The 21,221-nt window shown below is 73.6% G+C and carries 18 protein-coding genes; 9 read left to right on the top strand and 9 right to left on the bottom strand.

Annotated elements, in window-relative coordinates:
- The first annotated feature begins 13 nt into the window (after nucleotides 1–13).
- Nucleotides 14–394, top strand: a complete 381-nt coding sequence (locus tag FJQ57_RS01465; RefSeq protein ID WP_139977474.1) for a phosphomannose isomerase type II C-terminal cupin domain — start codon at nucleotides 14–16, stop codon at nucleotides 392–394.
- Here the strand turns inward: FJQ57_RS01465 and FJQ57_RS01470 are convergent.
- The 5 genes from FJQ57_RS01470 to FJQ57_RS01490 all read right to left on the bottom strand — a co-directional run bounded on the left by FJQ57_RS01470 (nucleotide 346) and on the right by FJQ57_RS01490 (nucleotide 6,304).
- The gene (locus FJQ57_RS01470; RefSeq protein WP_246081537.1) at nucleotides 346–1,758 is read right to left on the bottom strand and encodes a sugar nucleotide-binding protein; all 1,413 of its coding nucleotides are present in this window, start codon (nucleotides 1,756–1,758) and stop codon (nucleotides 346–348) included. The genes FJQ57_RS01465 and FJQ57_RS01470 overlap by 49 nt on opposite strands.
- A gap of 114 nt (nucleotides 1,759–1,872) precedes the next feature.
- Entirely contained in the window at nucleotides 1,873–2,874 is a 1,002-nt protein-coding gene (rfbB, locus tag FJQ57_RS01475) for a dTDP-glucose 4,6-dehydratase (RefSeq protein WP_139977476.1), read from the bottom strand.
- 11 nt (nucleotides 2,875–2,885) lie between these two features.
- A complete protein-coding gene (locus FJQ57_RS01480) occupies nucleotides 2,886–3,833 on the bottom strand; it encodes a GDP-mannose 4,6-dehydratase (protein WP_139977477.1) in 948 nt (315 codons plus the stop codon).
- Nucleotides 3,830–4,813 (bottom strand): GDP-mannose 4,6-dehydratase, encoded by a 984-nt coding sequence (gene gmd, locus FJQ57_RS01485; RefSeq protein WP_139977478.1) that lies wholly within the window; start codon nucleotides 4,811–4,813, stop codon nucleotides 3,830–3,832. Before gmd ends, FJQ57_RS01480 begins: the two co-directional genes overlap by 4 nt.
- Nucleotides 4,814–4,858: 45 nt before the next feature.
- On the bottom strand, nucleotides 4,859–6,304 hold the full coding sequence (locus FJQ57_RS01490) for a sugar transferase (RefSeq protein WP_211348717.1): 1,446 nt from the start codon (nucleotides 6,302–6,304) through the stop codon (nucleotides 4,859–4,861).
- 210 nt (nucleotides 6,305–6,514) lie between these two features.
- Between FJQ57_RS01490 and rfbA the strand changes: the two genes are divergently transcribed.
- Nucleotides 6,515–7,381, top strand: a complete 867-nt coding sequence (gene rfbA / locus FJQ57_RS01495; protein ID WP_139977479.1) for a glucose-1-phosphate thymidylyltransferase RfbA — start codon at nucleotides 6,515–6,517, stop codon at nucleotides 7,379–7,381.
- Nucleotides 7,382–7,539: 158 nt separating this feature from the next.
- Here the strand turns inward: rfbA and FJQ57_RS01500 are convergent, their stop codons facing one another.
- From FJQ57_RS01500 to FJQ57_RS22160, 3 genes are all read right to left on the bottom strand, one after another.
- A complete protein-coding gene (locus FJQ57_RS01500; protein ID WP_139977480.1) occupies nucleotides 7,540–8,997 on the bottom strand; it encodes a sugar transferase in 1,458 nt (485 codons plus the stop codon).
- A gap of 147 nt (nucleotides 8,998–9,144) precedes the next feature.
- The gene (locus tag FJQ57_RS01505; RefSeq protein ID WP_139977481.1) at nucleotides 9,145–10,032 is read right to left on the bottom strand and encodes a lysophospholipid acyltransferase family protein; all 888 of its coding nucleotides are present in this window, start codon (nucleotides 10,030–10,032) and stop codon (nucleotides 9,145–9,147) included.
- A 55-nt stretch (nucleotides 10,033–10,087) separates the two neighbouring features.
- Complete coding sequence (locus FJQ57_RS22160; protein ID WP_170219226.1) at nucleotides 10,088–11,590, bottom strand: tyrosine-protein kinase domain-containing protein; 1,503 nt, start codon at nucleotides 11,588–11,590, stop codon at nucleotides 10,088–10,090.
- A gap of 237 nt (nucleotides 11,591–11,827) precedes the next feature.
- Here FJQ57_RS22160 and FJQ57_RS22165 point away from each other — a divergent pair, with 237 nt between their 5' ends.
- Nucleotides 11,828–12,883 (top strand): SGNH hydrolase domain-containing protein, encoded by a 1,056-nt coding sequence (locus FJQ57_RS22165; RefSeq protein WP_170219227.1) that lies wholly within the window; start codon nucleotides 11,828–11,830, stop codon nucleotides 12,881–12,883.
- Nucleotides 12,876–14,036, top strand: coding sequence for an acyltransferase family protein (locus FJQ57_RS22170; RefSeq protein ID WP_170219228.1), 1,161 nt, complete (start codon nucleotides 12,876–12,878; stop codon nucleotides 14,034–14,036). The genes FJQ57_RS22165 and FJQ57_RS22170 overlap by 8 nt, the downstream gene beginning before the upstream one ends.
- On the opposite strand, the gene FJQ57_RS01520 is transcribed toward FJQ57_RS22170, so the two are convergent.
- Complete coding sequence (locus tag FJQ57_RS01520; RefSeq protein WP_139977483.1) at nucleotides 13,969–15,363, bottom strand: hypothetical protein; 1,395 nt, start codon at nucleotides 15,361–15,363, stop codon at nucleotides 13,969–13,971. The genes FJQ57_RS22170 and FJQ57_RS01520 overlap by 68 nt on opposite strands.
- A 96-nt stretch (nucleotides 15,364–15,459) precedes the next feature.
- Here FJQ57_RS01520 and FJQ57_RS01525 point away from each other — a divergent pair, with 96 nt between their 5' ends.
- The 5 genes from FJQ57_RS01525 (at nucleotide 15,460) to FJQ57_RS01545 (ending at nucleotide 21,214) form a co-directional block, all read left to right on the top strand.
- Nucleotides 15,460–16,749: a hypothetical protein gene (locus tag FJQ57_RS01525; RefSeq protein WP_139977484.1), complete on the top strand. Its 1,290-nt coding sequence runs from the start codon at nucleotides 15,460–15,462 to the stop codon at nucleotides 16,747–16,749.
- A gap of 134 nt (nucleotides 16,750–16,883) precedes the next feature.
- Complete coding sequence (locus FJQ57_RS01530) at nucleotides 16,884–18,020, top strand: NAD-dependent epimerase/dehydratase family protein (RefSeq protein ID WP_139977485.1); 1,137 nt, start codon at nucleotides 16,884–16,886, stop codon at nucleotides 18,018–18,020.
- Nucleotides 18,017–19,039 carry a WaaS/CpsH family glycosyltransferase gene (locus FJQ57_RS01535; protein WP_139977486.1) on the top strand — a complete coding sequence of 341 codons (1,023 nt, stop codon included), beginning with the start codon at nucleotides 18,017–18,019 and terminating at the stop codon, nucleotides 19,037–19,039. Before FJQ57_RS01530 ends, FJQ57_RS01535 begins: the two co-directional genes overlap by 4 nt.
- Before the next feature lie 55 nt (nucleotides 19,040–19,094).
- On the top strand, nucleotides 19,095–20,120 hold the full coding sequence (locus FJQ57_RS01540) for a glycosyltransferase family 4 protein (RefSeq protein ID WP_139977487.1): 1,026 nt from the start codon (nucleotides 19,095–19,097) through the stop codon (nucleotides 20,118–20,120).
- Complete coding sequence (locus tag FJQ57_RS01545; RefSeq protein WP_139977488.1) at nucleotides 20,117–21,214, top strand: acyltransferase family protein; 1,098 nt, start codon at nucleotides 20,117–20,119, stop codon at nucleotides 21,212–21,214. Before FJQ57_RS01540 ends, FJQ57_RS01545 begins: the two co-directional genes overlap by 4 nt.
- The last annotated feature ends 7 nt before the right edge of the window (nucleotides 21,215–21,221 follow it).

Below are 21,221 nucleotides of genomic sequence, written 5' to 3' on the forward strand. Positions count from 1 at the left end.
TACCGTGGCGGTCATGGTCTTGGATCGGGAAGAGCGTCCCTGGGGCTCCTGGGAGGTGCTCGACGAGGGCGTCGGCTACAAGGTGAAGCGCATCGTCGTGCACCCCGGCTGCCGCCTGAGCTACCAGACCCACGAGCACCGGGCCGAGATCTGGAACGTCGTCGCCGGTCGCGCCACCTGCATCGTCGAGGGCATGACCGTCATCGCCGAGCCCGGCGAGGCCGTGCAGGTCGCCATCGGCGAGAAGCACCGCATCACCAACATGGACACCGAGGACCTGATCATCATCGAGGTCCAGCTCGGCGCCTACTGCGGCGAGGACGACATCTGCCGCCTCGACGACGACTACGGCCGGGCGGCCGAGTCGGTCGCCGGCTCCAGCTCCGCCACGTAGCGCTCCAGGGCCACCACGGCGTCCTCGCTGGCGAACCCGGTGGCCGCCAGCTTGCCCAGGTCGAACGCGCTCAGCAGCGGCCGCGGGGCCAGCGCCTTGCCGGCGTAGTACTCCTCGGTCGTCACCCGGCCCACGTCGGCCGCGTCGCGACCGCACAGCGCGAAGACCCGCGCCGCCACGTCGGCCCACGACATCGGCTCCCCGCCGTTGCTGCAGTGGTAGACGCCGTGTGCCGCCCGCGACTCCAGCAGGTGCCGGGTGGCGCGGGCGAGCTCGGTGGTGAACGTGAGCCGGCCGACCTGGTCGTCGACGACGTTCGGGCTCACGCCGTCGCGGGCGAGGCGGGCCATCGTGCGCACGAAGTTGTGCCCGTCGCCGATGAGCCAGGACGTGCGCAGGACGTAGTGGCGCTTGGCCGTGGCCACCGCGAGGTCGCCCGCCGCCTTGGACTGGGCATAGACGCCCAGCGGCGAGAGCGGCTCGGATTCGTCGTGCGGGGCGCGGGTGCCGTCGAAGACGTACTCGGTGGAGTAGTGCACCAGCGTCAGCCGGTGCTGGTCGGCGACCCTGGCCAGGGCGGCCGGCGCGGCCGCATTGGCCGTCCACGCCGCGACCCGACCCTCGGGGGTCTCGGCCTGGTCGACGGCGGTGAAAGCTGCGGCGTTGAGGACGACGTCGTGCTCGTGCCACGGCCAGGCCGCGACCGCGTCGGGGTCGCTGACGTCGAGCTCGTCGAGGTCGACGCCGACCGCGTCGGGGAAGGCAGCCAGCAAGGCGCGTCCGAGCTGGCCCTTGCTGCCCACGACCAGCGTGGTGCGCGGCTGCATGCGCACGGCGTCGGCCAGGCGCGGGTTGGCGCGGTCCTTGTCGCTGATCTCGGCCTCGTCGAGCGGGATCGGCCAGGAGATCGCCGCGTCGGGGTCGGCGAGGTCGAGGGCCGGGTAGACCAGGCCGGGCTGCCAGTGCTGGTTGACCAGGTAGCTGTAGGCGACGCCGTCGTCGAGGGTCTGGTAGCTGTTGCCGACCCCGCGGGGGACGAAGACCGCGGTGCTGTCGTCGAGCTCGACGCTGAACGTGGCGCCGTACGACTCGCCGTCGCGCATGTCGACCCAGGCCCCGAAGGCGCGGCCGCCGGTCACGGACACGAACTTGTCCCACGGCTCGGTGTGGATGCCGCGGGTCGAGCCGCGGCGGGTGTTGTAGGAGACGTTGTTCTGCACCGGGTCGAAGTCGGGCAGCCCGAGGGCCACCATCTTCTCGCGCTGCCAGTTCTCCCGGAACCAGCCGCGCGCGTCGGCGTGGACGGCGAGGCGGACGACCAGCAGGCCCGGGATCGGGGTGGTCTCGACGGCGAGGTCAGGCATCGATGCTCCAGTCATGTGGTCTCGAGACGCGCCCCAGGGGGCGCTCCTCGACCACCGTGGGGTCGGGTTGGACGGTGGTCGAGGAAGGCGCGCCAGCGCCTGTCTCGACACCACTCACGCTTGCCCCTTCGCGGCGTACGACGCCTCGGTGGCCGCCTTGTGCGGGCCCCACCAGTCGCGGTGGTCGGCGTACCAGTCGATGGTGCGGGCCAGGCCGTCGGCGAAGTCGGGGAACGACGGGGTCCACCCGAGCTCGGTGCGCAGCTTGGTGGAGTCGATGGCGTAGCGCAGGTCGTGGCCGGCCCGGTCGGTCACGAGGTCGTAGTCGTCGGCGTCGCGGCCGAGGTGGGTGAGGATCATCCGGACGACCTCGAGGTTGTTCTTCTCGCCGTCCGCGCCGATCAGGTAGGTCTCGCCGATGCGGCCCTGCTGCAGGATCGTCCACACGGCCGAGGAGTGGTCGGCGGCGTGGATCCAGTCGCGCACGTTGGTGCCGACGCCGTAGACCTTCGGCCTGCCGCCGTCGAGGACGTTGGTGATCTGGCGCGGGATGAACTTCTCGACGTGCTGCCAGGGGCCGTAGTTGTTGGAGCAGTTGCTGATGGTCGCCCGCACGCCGAAGCTGCGCACCCAGGCGCGCACCAGGTGGTCAGAGCCTGCCTTGGCCGCGCTGTAGGGGCTGCTGGGGTTGTAGGGCGTCGCCTCGGTGAACCGCTGCGGGTCGTCGAGCTCGAGGTCGCCGTACACCTCGTCGGTGGAGATGTGGTGCAGGCGGGTGCCGTGCTTGCGGCAGGCCTCGAGGATGCAGAAGGTGCCGACGATGTTGGTCTGGATGAACGGACCGGGCTCGGACAGGCTGTTGTCGTTGTGCGACTCGGCCGCGAAGTGGACCACCGCGTCGTGCTCGCCGACCAGCTTCTCGACCGTCGGCTGGTCGGCGACGTCGCCGACGACGAGGCTCACCCGGTCGCTCGGCAGGCCCTCCAGCGACTCGCGGCTCGCCGCGTAGGTCAGCTTGTCGAGGACGGTCACCGTGGCGTCGGTGTGGTCGACGAGGTGGTGGACGAAGTTGGAGCCGATGAACCCGGCGCCACCGGTCACGAGGATGCGCTGCACGGGCCACGATCCTACGGGTCGGTGGCGGTCTCGGCCGGTTCCTGACCGAGGTCGGCGTCGACCATCCGGCCGACGAGCTCGTCGAAGGTGACGCTGGGGGACCAGCCGAGGCGGGTGCGGGCGCGGGTGGCGTCGCCGACGAGCTCGGTGGCGTCAGCGGGGCGGACGAGGGCCTGGTCGACCTCGACGAGGCGCTCCCAGTCGTGGACGCCGGCGCGGGTGAAGGCGGCGGCGACGAAGTCACGCACGGAGTGGGAGACGCCGGTGGCGACGACGTAGTCGTCGGGCTCGTCGGCGCGAGCGGCACGGACCAGGGCGTCGACGTAGTCGGGGGCCCATCCCCAGTCGCGGCGGGCGTCGAGGTTGCCGAGCACGAGGCGGTCGGCCTCGCCGCGGGCGATGGCGGCGACGGTCGAGGTGATCTTGCGGGTCACGAACCGGGCCGGGCGGCGGGGGGACTCGTGGTTGTAGAGCACCATGCTCGAGGCGTGCAGCCCGCGGCCGCGCCAGACCTCGACGGCCAGGTGCGCGAAGGCCTTGGCGGCGCCGTACGGGTTGAGGGGCCGGACGGGGGTCGACTCGTCCTGGGGGCTGGTCACCGGCTCGCCGAAGATCTCGGCGCTGGAGGCCTGGACGACGCGGGCACCGACCCGGTGGGCCGACTCGAGGAGCCCGACGGCGGCCGTGCCGTTGACGTGGGCGACGAGGTCGGGCTGCTCCCACGACTGCGCGACGGAGGAGATCGCGGCCAGGTTGTAGACGGTCGCCGGCGCGAGGTCGCGCACCAGGGCCCGCGTTGCCTCGACGTCGCCGAGGTCGCCGACGTGCCCGACCACACCGTGGGGAACGGCGTCGCCGTCGAGCACGAGGGCGTGCACCTCGACGCCGTCGGCGAGCAGGGCCTCGGCGAGGTAGCCGCCGTCCTGGCCGCCGACACCCGTGACGAGGGCGCGGCTCACTTCCAGCCGCTCCGGATGGCCTCGACGTCGGCCGTGACCATCATGGAGACCAGGTCGGTGAAGCCGACCTTGGGCTTCCAGCCCAGGGCCTGCTCGGCCTTCGACCGGTCGCCGATGAGCTGGTCGACCTCGGCGGGCCGCATGAAGCGCGGGTCGTAGCGGATGTAGCGCTCCCAGTCGTCGATGCCGACGTGGGCGAAGGCGAGCTGCACGAACTCGCGCACCGAGTGCGTCTCGCCGGTCGCGATGACGTAGTCGTCGGCCTCGTCCTGCTGCAGCATCAGCCACATGGCCTCGACGTAGTCACCGGCGAAGCCCCAGTCGCGCTCGGCGTCGAGGTTGCCCATGACCAGCTCCTCCTGCAGGCCGAGGTGGATGCGCGCGACGGCCTGGCTGACCTTGCGGGTCACGAACTCCGGCCCCCGGCGTGGCGACTCGTGGTTGAACAGGATGCCGGAGCTGGCGTGCATGCCGTAGGACTCGCGGTAGTTGATCGTCATGTAGTGGCCGAAGACCTTGGCCACGCCGTACGGCGACCGCGGCCACAGCAGGGTGCGCTCGTGCTGCGGCACGTCCTGCACCTTGCCGAACATCTCCGAGCTCGACGCCTGGTAGAAGCGCACCCGGCTCGGGTCGTCACCGGTGTGCAGCCGCACGGCCTCGAGCATGTTGAGCACGCCCTTGGCCGTCACGTCCGTCGTGAGAGCTGCCTGCTCCCACGAGTAGGCGACGAACGACACCGCACCGAGGTTGTAGACCTCGTCGGGGTCGGCGTCGCGCAGGGCCCGCAGCAGGCTGGACATGTCGGTCAGGTCGCCGTTGTGCAGGGTGACCGTCGGGAGCAGCTGCTCGACGAGGTCGCGCTTGGGGTTGTTCTGGCCGCGGATGAGGCCGTGGACGTCGTACCCCTTCGCGACGAGCAGCTCGGCGAGGTAGAGGCCGTCCTGGCCGGTGATGCCGGTGATCAGGGCAGAGGGCATGACGGCATCCTTCCAGCCGGTGCGGGTGCGAGCGGCCGCAGGCGCTCAGTAGGCGCCGCGGGAGCCGACGACGGCGCCCAGGGTGCGGACCAGGATCGAGAGGTCCTGGACCATCGACCAGTTGTCGACGTAGTAGAGGTCGAGCCGGATGGCGTCGGTCCAGCTCAGGTCGGAGCGGCCCGAGACCTGCCACAGGCCGGTCAGCCCGGGACGGACGTGCAGGCGGCGCGCCGTGTCGTCGCCGTACGACGCGACCTCGAGCGGCAGGGGCGGGCGGGGCCCGACGAGGCTCATGTCGCCGCGCAGCACGTTGACCAGCTGCGGCAGCTCGTCGATGGAGTAGCGGCGCAGCCAGCGACCCGTGCGCGTGATGCGCGGGTCCTCCTTCATCTTGAACAGCCCGCTGTCGTGCCCGGTGGCGGCGTGCAGCGCACCGAGGCGCGACTCGGCGTCGACGACCATCGTGCGGAACTTCAGGCAGGTGAACTCGCGGCCGTGCCGGCCGACGCGGGTCTGGCGGAAGAGCACCGGCCCGCCGTCCTGCACCAGCACCATCACGGCGGCGACGAGGAAGAGCGGCGAGAACGCCACCAGGAGGGCCAGGCTGCTCACCACGTCGAACGTCCGCTTGCCGATGCGGCCGGCGGCGTGGTGGTTGGGCGGGTCGATGTGCATCAGCGGCAGGCCGCCGACCGGGCGCACCCGGACGCGGTCACTGCTGGTCTCGGTGACGCCGGGGGCCACGACGAGCTGGACGTCGCGCTGCTCCAGCTCCCAGACGATCGAGCGCATGCGGCGGGTGGAGATGTCGGAGCCGCCGGCGAAGAAGACGACGTCGGCGGTGGTCATGGCGCTCACGTCGTCGGCATTGCCGACGACCGGGACGCCGGTGGCGGTCTCGATGCTCAGGTCGGTGGCCGGCGTGAGCGCCCCCATGACCTCGTACCCCAGCCACCGCTCGCGTCGCAGGACGGCCGCGACCTCGTCGACGTGCTCGGGCGAGCCCGCGATGAGGACCCGCTGGAGCAGCGCGCCGTTGTCGCGGGCGCGATGGACGAGCCGGCGCAGGACCCGACGGCCCAGCAGCACCGCGGGGATGCCGACGGCGAAGAGCAGGAAGAAGAAGCCGCGCGAGAGCGGCACCTGGCCGAGGTAGCAGGCGGCACAGACCAGCCCGGCGGCGAGCAGACCCGCGTTGACCACGCGCTTGTACTCGTCGGTGCCGGCGCCGAACACGTCGTCGCGGTAGCCGCCCACGAGCCAGGTCAGCGTCGCCCAGCCGACCACCATCAGCGGGCTGGCCATCCCGGCCCAGGTCGAGACGTCGACCGGGTCGTGGAACAAGAAGCCCTGCTGCCGTCCGACGACCGCCAGCAGCGTGGCCGCGACCATGATCGCCAGGTCGAGCCCCAGCGCGGCGTACGGGAGGAGGCCGACACCCCGGCTGCGCGGCCGGGTGGCCAGGCGCGTCACGGTGTCGGTCAGGGTCACGGGGGCCTCCAGGCCTGCGGGCTCGACGGAGGCAGGTCGAACCGGCCCCCAAGATCCGGCCTCACCCAGTGGGTGGGGCGAACAGAACGGTAGGCGCCCGGTCCGACGGATGTGAGGGAACCCTGAGGCTTTTACCTTCGGTTCACCGGCCCGAGACGCCCGCACGCCCGGAGTTACCGCGGCGCCGCGCCGTCCACCACAATGCGGCGCATGCGCGGAATCATCCTGGCCGGCGGCACGGGCTCGCGGCTGCACCCGATCACGCATGCCGTGAGCAAGCAGCTGATGCCGGTCTACGACAAGCCGATGATCTACTACCCGCTCTCGACGCTGATGCTCGCGGGCATCCGCGAGGTGCTGGTCATCACCACCCCGCACGAGGCCGAGCAGTTCCGCCGGCTCCTCGGCGACGGGTCCCAGCTCGGTGTCCAGATCACCTACGCCGTGCAGCCCAGCCCCGACGGGCTCGCCCAGGCCTTCGTCATCGGCGCCGACCACGTCGGCGACGGGTCGGTCGGTCTCGTGCTCGGCGACAACATCTTCTACGGCGCCGGGCTCGGCAGCCGGCTGCGGCGCTTCGACGACCTCGACGGCGCCGCCGTCTTCGGCTACCGCGTGGCCGATCCGACGGCGTACGGCGTGGTGGAGTTCGACGCCGACTTCAAGGCGGTCTCGCTGGAGGAGAAGCCGGCCGAGCCGCGCAGCCAGTACGCCGTACCCGGGCTCTACTTCTACGGCTCCGACGTCGTCGAGAAGGCCGCCGGGCTCACCCCGTCGGCGCGCGGCGAGCTGGAGATCACCGACCTCAACCGGCTCTACCTCGAGGAGGGGCGGCTGCAGGTCGAGGTGCTGCCGCGGGGGTCGGCCTGGCTCGACACCGGCACCTTCGACGACCTCAACGACGCCAGCAACTTCGTGCGCGCTCTCGAGGCCCGGCAGGGGACCAAGGTCGGATCGCCCGAGGAGGTCGCCTGGCGGATGGGCTACCTCAGCGACGACGAGCTGCGCGAGCGGGCCGAGCCGCTGCGCAAGAGCGGGTACGGCGCCTACCTGCTCGAGCTGCTCGAGCACGGCTGAACCGGCGCCGCGCGCGGCGCGGCTGGGGTGCCGGTGGCTTGGGTTTGAGCGGGGCGAGCCTCGAAGTCCCCGGAGTGCTTCGTGCTGGGGTTGGCGGCGTCGGCTGGTGTGGCTTCGAGGCTCGTCGCCGGGGCTCCTCGCACCCCAGCCGGCGTGGATCAGTAGGCGCCGTCGGACCGGACGACGGCGCGCAGGGTGCGCGCGAGGATCGCGAGGTCCTGGATCATCGACCAGTTGTCGACGTAGAAGACGTCGAGCCGCATGGCCTCCTCGACCGAGAGGTCGTTGCGCCCGCTGACCTGCCAGAGGCCGGTCATGCCGGGGCGGACGAGCAGGCGGCGCTGCATGTGGCCGCGGTACAGGGCGACCTCGCCGGCGACCTGCGGACGCGGGCCGACCAGGCTCATGTCACCGCGGATGACGTTGAACAGCTGGGGCAGCTCGTCGAGGGAGTACTTGCGCAGCCACCGGCCCGGGTGCGTGATGCGCGGGTCGTCCTTGACCTTGAAGAACAGTGCGCTCGCGCCCTGCGCGGCGACCAGCTCGTCCTGCAGCGCCGCGGCGTCCTCGACCATCGTGCGGAACTTCAGGCAGCCGAACGTGACCCCGTCCTTGCCGACCCGCGGGTGGGAGTAGAACACCGGGCCGCCGTCGTGGCGGCGTACGCGCCAGGCGGCGAAGGCGAGCAGGGGCGCGAAGGCGAGGACGAGCAAGGAGGCCCCCACGACGTCGAAGGTGCGCTTGGCCCACCGGGTCGCGTCGGCGGTGCGCGGCTTCTCGATGTGCAGCAGCGGTACGCCGCCGGCGGGGCGCACCTTGACCCGGCGGCCGTCGATGTCGGCCATGCCCGGGGTCACGACGACGGCGACGTCGTCGTCCTCGAGGTCGTAGACGATCTCGCGCAGCCGCTCGCTGCCGCCGACGAGGTTGTCGGCGACGAACAGCACGTGCGGCTGCACGTCGCGCACCGTGGCCAGGACGTGGTCGACGTGCCCCACCACGGGCACGCCTCCCGGGGTCAGGTGGTGGTGGTCGTTTGTGAGCGCCCCGACGACCTCGTAGCCGAGGTAGGTGTCTCGGCGCAGCACGGTGGCGATCTCGTCGACGTGGGCGGGGGTGCCGGCCAGCAGCACCCGCTCGCGCAGTGCGCCGGCCCGGCGGCTCCGCCGCACCGCGACCCGCAGGCCGACGCGTCCGGTCAGCAGCAGGGGCACCCCGACGACGAGGGCCAGCACGAAGAAGCCGCGCGAGAGGTCGTACTTGGCCAGGTAGCACCCGATGCCGACCAGGGCCGCGGTGAGCAGCCCGGCCCGGGCGACGCGCTTGAACTCGTCGGAGCCCGCGCCGAAGACGTCGCGCTGGTGGGCGCCGAGCGCGACGAGGGCGGCGAGCCACACCCCGGCGAACATCGTGGCCGTCGCGGGCAGGGACGGGGGTGCGGCGTCGGCTGGGTCGAGCACGTCGAGGACGCCCCGCAGCTCGGCGGCGACCAGGCAGGCCACTGCGAGCAGCAGGGTGTCGAGCGCGGCCGCGACCAGCGGCAGGGTGCGCAGGGCGAGGCTGCGGCGTCGGACGTCGTCGAGACGTGCGGCGCGGACGTCGGCGATGAGGGTCACGTGGGGGGTCTTCCGGTCTCCGGGTCATCCGCGCGCGATGGGTCGCGCACGGTCGCCTCCCGAGTGGCACCCGTCAACGGGAAGAACGACCTCGCCCAGGTCGGGTTACGCCCCCAGGTATGCCCGGGCAGAAACTCCCGTGCCGGTCTAGTCCGCGGCGACGCGCGGCGCCGTGCCCCACCGCAGCGTGGGGTGGTGGTAGCCCTCGGGCCAGGCCCGCACGGCGTCCTCCTGGGCGGCCAGCAGGTGGCGCACCAGGTCGTCGGGCGAGGCGAAGTCGGTGGGCTCGATCGGCTCGCCGATGCTCAGCCGCAGCTCCCCGGACGGCGAGCGGTGCGCGGTCATGACGACGACGAGGCTCCGCGTGCCGAGGGCCAGCCGGGCTGCGCCGGAGGACCCGTAGCGCTGCTGGCCGAGGAAGTCGGCCGGCATCGTGCCGGGCACGTCGGTCGCGATGGCGAGCACCTCGCCGCGGGCGAGCACGCCGGCCAGCACCCCGGCGCCGCCGGCGACGTTGACGCCGATGGTGCCGCCGTTGACGCCCGCGCGCACGTGCTGGCGCAGGAAGCCCGGCGCGTCCGGACCGCACATGTCGGGTGACAGCGCGACGTGGATCGGCCGGTCGGCGGCACTGACCGAGGCCACGGCGCCCTCGTAGTGGCCGTGGTGGAGGAAGCTGATGACCACGCCGCGGCCCTCCGCCCGGGCCGCGGCGAGGTGCTCGATCCCGTCGACGGGCTGGTGGCAGATCAGCCCGGGGTGCCAGCGCGCCTCGGAGCGGTAGGTGTCCTGGACGAGGTAGCGCTGGGCGACCGCCTCGACCTCCGCGTCGTCGGCGACGGCGCCGAGCAGCCAGCCCATCTCGCGCCGGGCGAGCGCGAGCGCGCCCCCGCGCCGCCGCTTGACCGCGGCCCGGGCCCGGACGACGGCCGGGACGAGCGGGTCGGGGACGGCGAGGCGGAGGCGCTCGGCGGGTCGGGGGTCCACGGCCTTGGCCGCGGTGATGAAGAACTCGTGCTCGGGCGCGACGGTCATGGGGGTGTCCTGCGGGGTGGGGTGGGGTGGGGTGGGGGTGGGCGGGGAAGGGTGGTCAGCCGGAGGAGGCGTGGCGCGGGGCGTGGTCGGCGGTCTCGTCGTCGAGCACCGGCGCGTCGGCGCCACCGGGGCCCGGCGTACGACGGGGGGCGGCGCTGGTGGCCGGCGCGGGGACCCGGGTGTCCCGGTCGCGCTTGTCGCGTCGGGCGCGGGGACGCTCGTCGGGCTCGTAGGTGTACTGCCGGTAGCTGCGGCCGGCCAGCGAGACCTGGTTGAGCACGACCCCGGCCAGCGGGGCGTCGACCGCGCGCAGGGCCTCGACGGCGCGACGCAGGTCCGGCCGGGTGGTGCCGCGCGAGGTGCAGACGACGATCACGGCGTCGGCGACGACCGAGGTGACCGCGGCGTCGGTGACGGCGACCAGGGGTGGGGTGTCGATGATGACGCGGTCGTGCGTCTCCAGGAGGCCGGCGACGAGCCGCTTGAAGCTGCGGGAGCCGAGCAGCTCGCTCGGGTTGGGCGGGATGGGCCCGCAGGTCAGGACGTCCATGCCGGACGCCGCCCGCTGGGTCACGTCGGCGACCGAGGCCTTGCCGGAGACGACGCTGGTCACGCCGACGTCGGGGGAGAGCTCGAGCAGCCCGGCCAGGCTCGGCCGGCGCAGGTCGGCCTCGACGAGGATCGTGCGGAGGCCGGTCTGGGCGAGCGAGGCAGCCAGGTTGGCCGCGGTGACGGTCTTGCCGTCGCCGGACAGCGCGCTGGTGACCATGAGGACCCGCGGCGGGTCGTCGGGGTCGAGGTAGGACAGGTTGGTGCGCAGCTTGCGGTAGGACTCCGCCCACACCACGTCGGAGGCACCCGCCGCGAGCACCGGCTCGGCGTCGATGTGGGTGTTGGTCGGGACGACGCCGAGGGTGCCCAGTCCGGTGGCCTGCTCGACGTCGTCCTCGTCGCGCACCGTCTGGTCGAGGGTCTCGCGGAGTGCAGCGCCCGCGATGCCGAGGGCGAGGCCGGCGAGCAGCCCGACCGCCAGGTTGATGGCCGGCACCGGGAAGGACGCCGACGCCGGCGCCACCGCTGGGCGCACCACCGTCACCTTGACCGGCGACGGGGAGTCCTCGTCGACCCGGTCGAGGGACTCGACGACCTCGATGAACTGCGCCGAGACGGCGTTGGCGATCTCGGCCGAGCGCGCGGCGGAGGGATCGGTGACGGTGATCGAGATCAGCACCGTCTGGGGGACGGCCTCCGCCTCGACCTCCTCGGCCAGCTCCTCCGGCGAGACGTCGAGGCCGAGGTCGGCGATGACCGGCTCGAGCACCTGGGGGCTGTCGGCGATGACGGGGTAGGACTTCACCCGGTTGACCGCGAACAGCTCGCCCTGGGCGAGCGCATCGGCCGAGTCGCCGGTCGAGGCCAGGGCGACGAACAGCTGCGACTCCGCCCGGTAGGACGGCGTCAGCTGGCTCGTGGCCAGGGCGGCGGCGGCCACGCCCAGCAGCACGGCGGTGACGACGACCCGCCAGCGTCGGGCGAGCGTGGTGAGGAACTCGAGCATGCGGCCACTTTCGACACGGGTGCGGCACGGTGGGGAGAGGGGGGAGCCGCGCGCGGTCACTGTAGTGCGACCGGACGGTCGATGGTGTCGAATGCGGTCACGGGCATTCCGCGGACCCCGGGCGCGAGCGCGCCCTATCCTGCCGAGGTGCCCCGACCGAGCCGGCCGGTACGACCACCCCGGTGGTCCGGTCCCCCCACCTCGAGACGGCGACCCGGCCGACGTCTGTCCAACGTCGTGCTGGTCGTCGTCGGCGTCGTCACGCTCGCCCTCGTCGTCCTCGCGCTCGACCGGGGCCCGACCGCGCCCCCGTCGTACGTCGGCGAGCCGGGCGGCGCGGCTGTCGCGCCCGACCCGGCCGAGCCTCCCGCCGCCCCGGCGTCGGACCCGACCAGCGGTGCCGCCGCGGCCCCGGCCACCGGACCGCTCGCCCGCGTCCAGGAACGGCTGCGGCGCGGGCTGGACGCGACCTCGTTCCCACCGCGGGCCACGGTGGCCGCACAGCTCGGCTCGGCCCGCTGGGCCGACGGCGTGCGCCGCGACGGCGGCTGCCTCGACGTGCCGGCCGGGAGCGACGACGAGTGCGCCTCGGGGCCGGCCGACAGCCCCGACACGGCGCTGGTGCTCGGCGACGACGCCGCCCTGTCCTACCTCCCGGCGGTCCGCGACGCCCTCGACGACCGCTTCCGGGTCCGCCAGGTCACCCTGCGCGGCTGCCCGGTCTGGGACGCCCCCGTGGTCACCACGGGCGGCAGGCCCAACCCGGCCTGCGACCGGTTCCGCGCGTGGTCGCGGGCCGAGGTGGCCCGGGTGCGGCCCGACGTGCTCGTGCTCGCCACCTCCTGGCAGGCGGGCGCCCTGCTCGACATGGCCGCGATCGGGCCGGCCTCCCCAGCCACCGCGATCATCGAGGGCTACCGCGCCGCCCTCGCCGACCTCGTCCCGGCGGCCCGGATCACCATCGTCCTCGGCGCCCCACCGGGCGGGGCCGACCTTGCGGCCTGCGCGACCGGCGCCGGAGCCACGCCCGCCTCCTGCACCACCACCCGCCCGACGACGTACGACGACGTGGTGGCGACCGAGGACGACCTGGTCACCGACGAGGGGGCCGTCTTCATCGACACCCGCGACTGGTTCTGCGTCCAGGCCCGCTGCCCGGCCCTGGCCGGTGCCGTCCCGGTGTACGCCGACGGGCTGCACGTCAGCGTCCCCTGGGCGCGCTCCCTCGGGCCGACGATGCGCGCCGCCCTCGCGGGCGCGGCTGACCGCCTCCGGGAGCGCGAGGGTGGCTGAGCGGGTCTCGCCACGGATCGCCCACGTCGACGCCCTCCGCGCCGCGGCGGTGATGCTCGTCGTCGTCATGCACGCCGGCCTCACGATCGTGCCCGGCGACGGGGGCGTCGTGGTGTTCTTCACCGTCAGCGGCTACATCATCACCTCGCTGGTGGTGCGCGAGCGCGAGCGCACCGGCGGGTTCGCGATCGGGTCGTTCTACGTGCGGCGCCTGGTCAAGCTCGTGCCGCCGCTGCTGGTCCTGGTCGTGCTGCCGAGCCTGGTCTGGGCGCTCTTCCGGCCCCTGAGCTGGTGGGCCCTGGCCGGGCAGGTCGGGTTCGTCTACAACTGGCAGAAGCTCATCGACTACCAGCGCAGCCTCGAGGTGCTCCCGGGGTCCGAGGTGGTCTGGAGCCTGGCGATCGAGGAGCAGTTCTACATCGGCTTCGCCCTGCTGTGGATCGTCCTGTGCCGGGTGTGGCGCGGCCGGTCGGCCCACGTCGCCCTGGCCGCCACCGCCGCTGCCGCGATCCTCTGGTCGTTGGCGACCCGCGTGGCCCTCGCGTGGGGGCAGCCCCGGGACCTCGACGACTGGGACGGGCAGCGGCTGCAGCACCTCTTCCGCGGCACCGACGCCCGGCTCGAGGCCATCGCCATCGGCGTGCTGGTCGCGGTCGCCCACGAGGCCCACCGCCGAGGGCGGCTGCCCTGGTTGGCCAGGGCGGGCTCCGACGTCGTGCTCGTCGGCGCTGCGGTCGCCTTCGCCCTGGCGTCGCTCGTGCTGCGCGACGGCATGGGGGAGGCGGTCCTGCGGCCCTCGGTGCAGGCCTGGGTCGCGGCCGCGGTGGTGCTCTACGGCGCCCTGCCCGGTCGCGGCGAGGCCAGCGTCGTGCGTTCGAGCTTCCACCGGGTCTGCGGCTGGCGTCCGGTCCAGGCCGTGGGCCTGGCCAGCTACAGCATCTACCTGGGGCACGGTCCGGCCATGCACGTCGTGGACGCGATCGCCGGTGACCTGCCGGCTCCGGTGCCGTTCGTCCTGCTCGTGGTCGCCGGCACGGGCGTGGGCGTGGTCACCTACCACTTGGTCGAGGTGCCCGCCCTGCGCCTCAAGCAGCGGTGGGCGCCGAGCCCGGCGACGGTCTCGTCGCCGACCCCGACGACCGCGCCGGGGTGACCGGCGCCAGCGACGGGTCCTCGGGTGGCGCAGTCGTCCACCGAGGGGCGGCGACGGCGTGGGCGCACACGGAGAGCCCGAGCAGCAGCAGCGGCTCGGAGAGGAACGACCCGGCGACGCTCTTCGTGATGACGAGCGATGTGACCACGACGGCGGCGCCGAGCGTCTCGACGCGCCGGGCCGCGCCCAGCACGAGGTAGCCCACGAGGGCCGTGAACAGCAGGGTCCCGACCAGCCCCGTGCAGCTGAGCAGCATCGGCCACAGGCTGGAGGGCTTGTTGCTGCCCAGGCCGACCCCGACGCCGTGCACGTCGAGGAAGAGCCGCAGGGAGAACTCGTCGGAGAAGGTCCGCTGGTCGAAGCTCCCGCTCTGCACCTTGTCGGTGAACAGGCCGGAGACGTAGCCGCCGATCGTGCCCCAGGACTGCAGCACCACGATGCCGCCCAGGCAGGTGGCGATGCTCGTGGTGGTCAGCCCGCGGCCGCTGCGCGAGGCGCGCACCACCACGATCCCGGCGACGACGGCGAGCACGGCGAGTCCACCCACCAGGGCGGTGCCGGACCGGGCGAAGACGATGTTGACGGCCGAGCAGACGGCCAGCGCCACCCAGAGCGTGGGCACCCACGCCGCACCGTGGTCCGCGCGCCTGCGTCCGATGGTGAGCACGACGAGGCTCAGGGCGAAGGCGGCCGTGCCGTAGTGGGCCAGCGTCGACGGCTCCGTGAAGACCCCACGGAGGCGGTACTCGGTCGTCTCGACGTAGAGGTACTGGTCGGAGTCGGTGAGGCCGGTCGGGAAGGGCAGCCCGACCTTGTCGTGGAGCAGCCGCCAGGTGCTCAGGGACATGCAGCCCAGCAGCCCCGGGAGGAACAGGGTGGTGCTGATCCGCTCGCGGGTCGCCAGGAAGCAGATCACGACCACGCCGAGCCCGAGGTAGGCCGGCTGGGCGACGTTGGACCCGGTGTAGGCCAGCGGCAGGAGGCTCACCAGCCCGCCGGCCTCGTCACGGTTGTTGAGCACCGGGATCCCTGCGAAGAGTGCCGGGCCGGCGAGCGTCACGAGGACGACCCAGGTCACGAAGGCCACGAGCAGGCCGGCACCGGGCCAGGAGAAGAGCGCGACCCGCCCACGCGCCCAGTCCCAGGCCAGGAGCGCCGACAGCACGAGCGCGACGGTGAAGAACGGCGTCAGGGCAAGGCCGGGGAGGACGAAGGCAGCCGAGATCGGCAGCACGAGCGATGCCGACAGCAGCCACGGGAAGCGGCGTCGCCAGTCCTTCAGGCACAAGGCCACCGCGACGAGCGTCACGAGGCCGAGGGGAGTCACCGCGGCATCGTAGAGGCGATCCGAGGACACCCCCCGGGGATCCGGTCTTTTCCGTGACCGCGGCACCCCGTCGCCGCTACGGTGGTCGGCGCTCCCATGGACGTCACGCCCCCCACCCCGTCCACCGCCTCCGACCCTCCGGTCGCCCCCAGGGCCGACCGCGAGCACGCCGTGGCGGTCCCCGAGGTGCCCGAGGTGCCCCGCACGTCCGGTGGTCGGCGCAGCGCGGTGCTGCTGCAGGCCGTCGCCAGCATCAGCACCCTGCTGCAGATGGTCGTCTTCGCGATGCTGCTCGGCCGCCGCGACTTCGACGACTACTCGGTCTGGATCACCGTCACCGCCTTCCTGGTCGGCCTGGGCCAGGCGGTCGGCGTGGAGCGGGTGCTGGTCGGGCGCCGCACCTTCGCGCAGGGCCTGGCCGCGGCGCGGGTGCTCGGGCTGGCCGTGGCGCTGGCCCAGCTGGCGGTGGCCGTCGCGCTCGGCAACCTGCCGCTCGCCCTGTGCTCGGTCGCGGTGCTGGCCTACGTCGGCTGGGACTTCGCCCGGTTCGCCAGCGACGTCGCCGACGCGGCGGCGTACCTCAAGCGGGACGTGGTCGTCCTGGTCCTGCAGGTCGCCGTGGTGGCGGGGCTGTCGCTCGGCGACCTCGACCGCAGCTGGCTGCCGCTGGCGTGGTGGGGCGTGGGCGCGGTGCTGTGGACCTGGTTCACCGTCACCCTCGGGTGGGCCCGCGCCGGCACCGGGTCCGGGCTGCGATCGCTGTGGGAGGACCGCCGCGAGGCCGCGCCGCTGCTGCTCGACGCCGCCCTGGCCGGGGTGCCGCTGGTGGTCGCGCTGGCGCTCGCCCGGGCCCAGGGGAGTGCCGGCGACGCCTCGGAGGCGCGCCTGGCGCTGACGCTGCTCGGTCCCGTCACCGTGCTCGGCCTCGCGGCGCGCCGCCTGGTCTACCGCCGCGCCTCGTCGGGCCGCCTCGACCAGCGGGGCAAGGTCGTCTTCGCCGTCGCGGTGCTCGTCGTGCTCACCACCTGTGCGGTGCTGCTCGCGCTGACCCGCACCCCGCTCTACGGGTGGGTGCTGCCGGGGTTCGTCGGCCTGTCCTGGGCCGCGGTCCTCGGATTCGCCACCAACCACGGCTCGCTCATGGCGGTGATGCTCCCGGCGGCGTACCTGCGTGCGGAGGGGCGCTCGACCGCGGTCGGCGTCGCCCGCCTCGTCGCGACCCTGGCCGGGCTCGGGACGGCGGTCCTCCTCATGCCCGTCGACAGCCCGGCCGACGTCGCCTGGTCCGTCGCGGCCGGCTCGCTGGCCTACATGGCCCTGATGTGGGTGCTCCTGCTGGCGCGTCCCCGACCGACCGCGGCCGGGCCGACGACGTCCATCGGCTGAACACCTCCCCAGGGATCGCCGTCTGCCCTACCATTCGGTAACCCACGGTCGATCGGGCGACCCCTCCCTGTCCCTCTTCCACCCAGCCTCGCCCTCCCTCTCCCCACCCCCCACGCACCGCCGCAGGAGCCGCCATGACGCGCGGAGTTCTGGTCACCGGTGGAGCCGGCTTCATCGGCTCCGCCCTCGTTCGACACCTCGTCGAGCGGGGGGACCACGTGACCGTCCTCGACAACCTCTCGCCCCAGGTCCACGGACCCGGTTCAGGTCGGGAGGACGAGACCGCATGCCTGCGGGAGCTCGTCCACCTGGTCGAGGGCGACGTCCGCCACCGCCCCGACTGGGACCGCGCGTACGACGGCCAGGACGTCGTCGTCCACCTCGCGGCCGAGACCGGCACCGGCCAGTCGATGTACGAGGTGGCTCGCTACAGCGAGGTCAACGTCACCGGCACCGCGCACCTGCTCGACCTGCTGGCCAACAGCGAGCACCAGGTCTCGCGGGTCGTGGTCGCCTCGTCCCGGGCGATCTACGGCGAGGGTCGCTACGTCGACGCCGACGGCGCCGTGCACCACCCGACCGGCCGCAGCCGCGCCGCGCTCGAGCAGGGCCGGTTCGAGCCGGAGGGGCCCGACGGCCGGCCCCTGACCGCCACCGCGACCGACGAGGACGCCCGCACCAGCCCCACCTCGGTGTACGGCGTCACCAAGGCCACCCAGGAGCAGCTGGTGCTCGTGGGCTGCGCGGCCCTGGGCATCGACGCGACCGCGCTGCGCTACCAGAACGTCTACGGCCCCGGTCAGTCGCTGACCAACCCCTACACCGGCATCCTGTCGATCTTCACCTCGCTCGTGCGCCGCGGCGAGCACATCAACGTCTTCGAGGACGGCCTGGAGTCGCGCGACTTCGTCTACATCGACGACGTCGTCGAGGCGACCGCCCGCGCCGTGCACACCGACCTGCCCGGCCAGCGGGTCTACAACGTCGGGACCGGCGTGCCGGTCTCGGTCCTCGAGGTGGTCGAGTCCCTCGGCACCCTCCTCGGTCGCGCCCCGGCGTACGACGTCACGGGCACGTTCCGCGCCGGCGACATCCGCCACAACTGGGCCGACACGGCCCGGCTGCAGGCCGACCTCGGCCTGGTCCCGGGCACCGGGCTGCGCCAGGGCATGGAGCACCTGCTGGCCTGGGCGACGCAGTTCGAGCCCGCACCCCCCACCCGCTACCGCGACTCGCTGGCCGAGCTGCGCGACCGGAAGCTGATGGCATGAGCACCGACCTGCCGGGCGAGGCCCTGGTCGTCACCCCGAGCTTCTTCGGCTACGAGCGGAGCATCGCCGCCGAGCTGGAGAGCCTCGGCCACCGGGTGACCCTGCTCGACGAGCGCCCCGACAACACCTCCTACACCAAGGCGGCGGCCCGGGTCGCGCCGTCGCTCATCGCCGCCCGCCTGCGCCGCCACTACCGCGACGCGGCGGCCACGCTGGCCGGCCGGCGTCTCTCGCTCGTCGTGGTCGTCAAGGCCGAGGTGGTGCCGGTGTGGTTCCTCGACCACCTGCGCCGCACCAACCCCGGCTGCGTGTTCGTCTTCTACGCCTTCGACTCCTTCGCCAACGCCCCGCGCGGCGAGCGCCTGCTCGACCGGTTCGACCACGCCTTCAGCTTCGACCGCGACGACGTGGCCCGCGTGCCGGGCCTGCGCTACAAGCCGTTGTTCTCCGCGCGCGAGTTCGTCCCGGGCGCGCCGCTCGAGCACCGGCCCGTCGACCTCGCCTTCGTCGGGACCCTGCACTCCGGCCGCTACGACGTCTGCCGCCAGCTCGCGCCGGCCGGCGAGGTCAACGACTTCTTCTTCTACTCCCCCGCCCGGTGGAACCACTCGCTCAACCGGCTCCGCGACCCCGGCGTGCGGGCCATCCCGGTCGCCGACGTGTCCTACACCAAGCGGACCCGCGCCGACGTCGCCGAGGCGTTCGCCTCGGCGCGCGCCGTCATCGACGTGCAGCGCACCGGCCAGTCGGGGCTGACGATGCGCACCTTCGAGGTGCTCGCCACCGGCGCCAAGCTCGTCACCACCAACGCCAGCATCACCGCCGAGCCCTTCCACGACCCGCGCTGGGTGCACGTGCTCCCCGAGGACCGCGCGGCCTGGGACGTCGAGGCGCTGCGGCGCTTCGTCGAGGACCCGACGCCGGTCCCGGCCGACCTGATGGCGCCGTACTCGATCCGGTCGTGGGTCCGCGAGTTCTCCGACCTGGTCTCGGGTCGGGCGCTCGACGTCGCGTCGTGAGCCGCCGGTGAGGGTCGTCGTCGACGCACTCGGGGCGCCGGCAGCGTCCGGCGGCATGCGGTCCTACGTCGAGGAGCTGGTCGTGGCCTGGCGCCAGGCCTTCCCGGACGACGAGCTGCTCCTGCTCGGCTACGACTACCTGCGCGAGCTCGAGGGACCCGGCGTCGAGGCCCGGGTCGGGCCGGAGGGCGCCTGGGCACGGGCCTGGGGGCAGTGGGTCGGCGCCGGCCGCGCCGCCCGCCGCTGGGGGGCCGACGCGCTGGTCTCCTCCAGCAGCGTGGTGAGCCCGCTCTTCCCGCGCGCCCGGCGGGTCGCCGTCGTCCACGACTGGCGGCACCGGGTCAGCCCCGGTGAGTTCGGCCGGGGCCAGCGGCTCTACCGCCGCACGTGGCGGTGGTCGCTGCAGCACGCCGGGACCGTCGTGGCCATCTCGGACAAGACCCTGCGCGAGACCCGCGCCTTCGCCCCGCGCGCCCGGGCCGTGCTGGTCCGCAGCGGCCGCGACCAGGCCCGTCGCTGGCCCCACGCCGAGCGCCCGGGCACGGCCGACGGGAAGCCGGTCGTGGTGACCTTCGGCCACTTCCCCAACAAGCGGCCCGAGCTCGTCGTGGACGCCGTGGCCCGGCTCGGCACGCCGGTCCGGCTCGTCGTCCTGGGCGCCCGGGGCGCGTACGCCGACGAGCTGGCCGCCCGGGCGCGCGCGGCCGGGCTCGACGGCGTCGAGCTGCCCGGCTTCGTCGACGCCGCGACCTACCAGGCGCTCGTGGCCACCAGTGACGTCGTCGTGCTGGCCTCCTCCGACGAGGGGTTCGGCCTGCCCGTGGCCGAGGCCGGCTGGTTCGGCGTCCCGTGCGTCGTCACCGACGACGGGGGACTGCCCGAGATCCACGGCGACCGGGTCCTGGTCGCCGCCCCCGACGCGACGGCCCTCGCCGAGCGGGTCGCCGAGGCGCTCCGCACCGGGCGGCGACCTGGCCCGTCGACCGAGGTCGAGACCTGGTCGGCCACCGTCCAGGGCATCCGGGCGGCGCTCGCGGGCGACCGGGCGGGACTGGCCGAGGCGGCGGGAGGGCCACGGTGAGCAGCACGACCGCGCCCACCCTCGCCGAGGCCTTCGACAGCCGACGCAACGTCCTCAACGCGCTGCGGCTCGTGCTCGCCGCCATGGTCGTCGTCAAGCACGCCCACGTCGTCATCACCGGCTCGCTGGACACCTCGCTGGCCCTCGGCCAGGTCTCGGGTGCGCTGCCGGTCGACGGCTTCTTCGCCCTCTCCGGGTTCCTCATCACCGGCAGCTGGCTGGCGCGGCCCGACGTCCGCGGCTTCCTGCTGGCCCGGGCCGCGCGGATCTTCCCCGCGTTCTGGGTCTGCCTCGTCATGACGGTGTGCTTCTTCGCGCCCCTCGCCCGCCTCGTCGCCACCGGCGAGCCCGGCGTGGGCTTCGGGGTGGGGGACGGGCTGCGCTACGTGCTGGGCAACAGCACGCTGGTCATGGTCGACAACAGCATCGGCGGCACGCCGACCGAGCCGCCGTACCCCGCGGAGTGGAACGCCTCCCTGTGGACGCTGAAGTGGGAGTTCCTCTGCTACCTCGGGCTGATGGTGCTGGGCCTGACGGGCGTGCTCGCGCGGCGCCGGGCGGTGCTCGGCCTCCTCGGCCTGGCCTGGGTCTCCCACCTCGCCACGCAGCTGACCTACGGCGCGCTGCCCGGGATCGTCGACGACGCCACCCGGTTCTTCCTCATGTACATGACCGGCGTCGCCCTCCACGTCTTCGCCGACCGCGTGCGCGTGACCCGGGTGCGGGCCTTCGCCGCCGTGGCCGGGGCGCTGCTGCTGGCCTGCGTCGTGCCCGGCTACCGGCTGCTCGGGGCGCCGCTGGTGGCCTACGGCCTCGTCGGCGTGGGCGTGCTGTTCACGACCGCCTGGCTGCGGCTGCGCAACGACGTGTCCTACGGCGTCTACATCTACGGCTTCCCCGTCGAGCAGGTGCTCGCCCACAGCGAGCGCGCCCGCGACCTCGGGCTGTGGTGGTTCTCCGCCGTGGCGCTGGTCCTGACGCTGCCGTTCGCGGTCGCCAGCTGGTTCCTCGTGGAGAGGCCCGTGCACCGGTGGGCCGCCCGCCGGCGGGCGCGGGTCGTCCGCGACCGGCTGCCCGCGGCCGCGCCGTCGTGAGGCGGTG

Origin of the sequence: Nocardioides litoris (assembly GCF_006346315.1) — a bacterium.
In the GTDB taxonomy this organism is placed as follows: domain Bacteria; phylum Actinomycetota; class Actinomycetes; order Propionibacteriales; family Nocardioidaceae; genus Nocardioides; species Nocardioides litoris.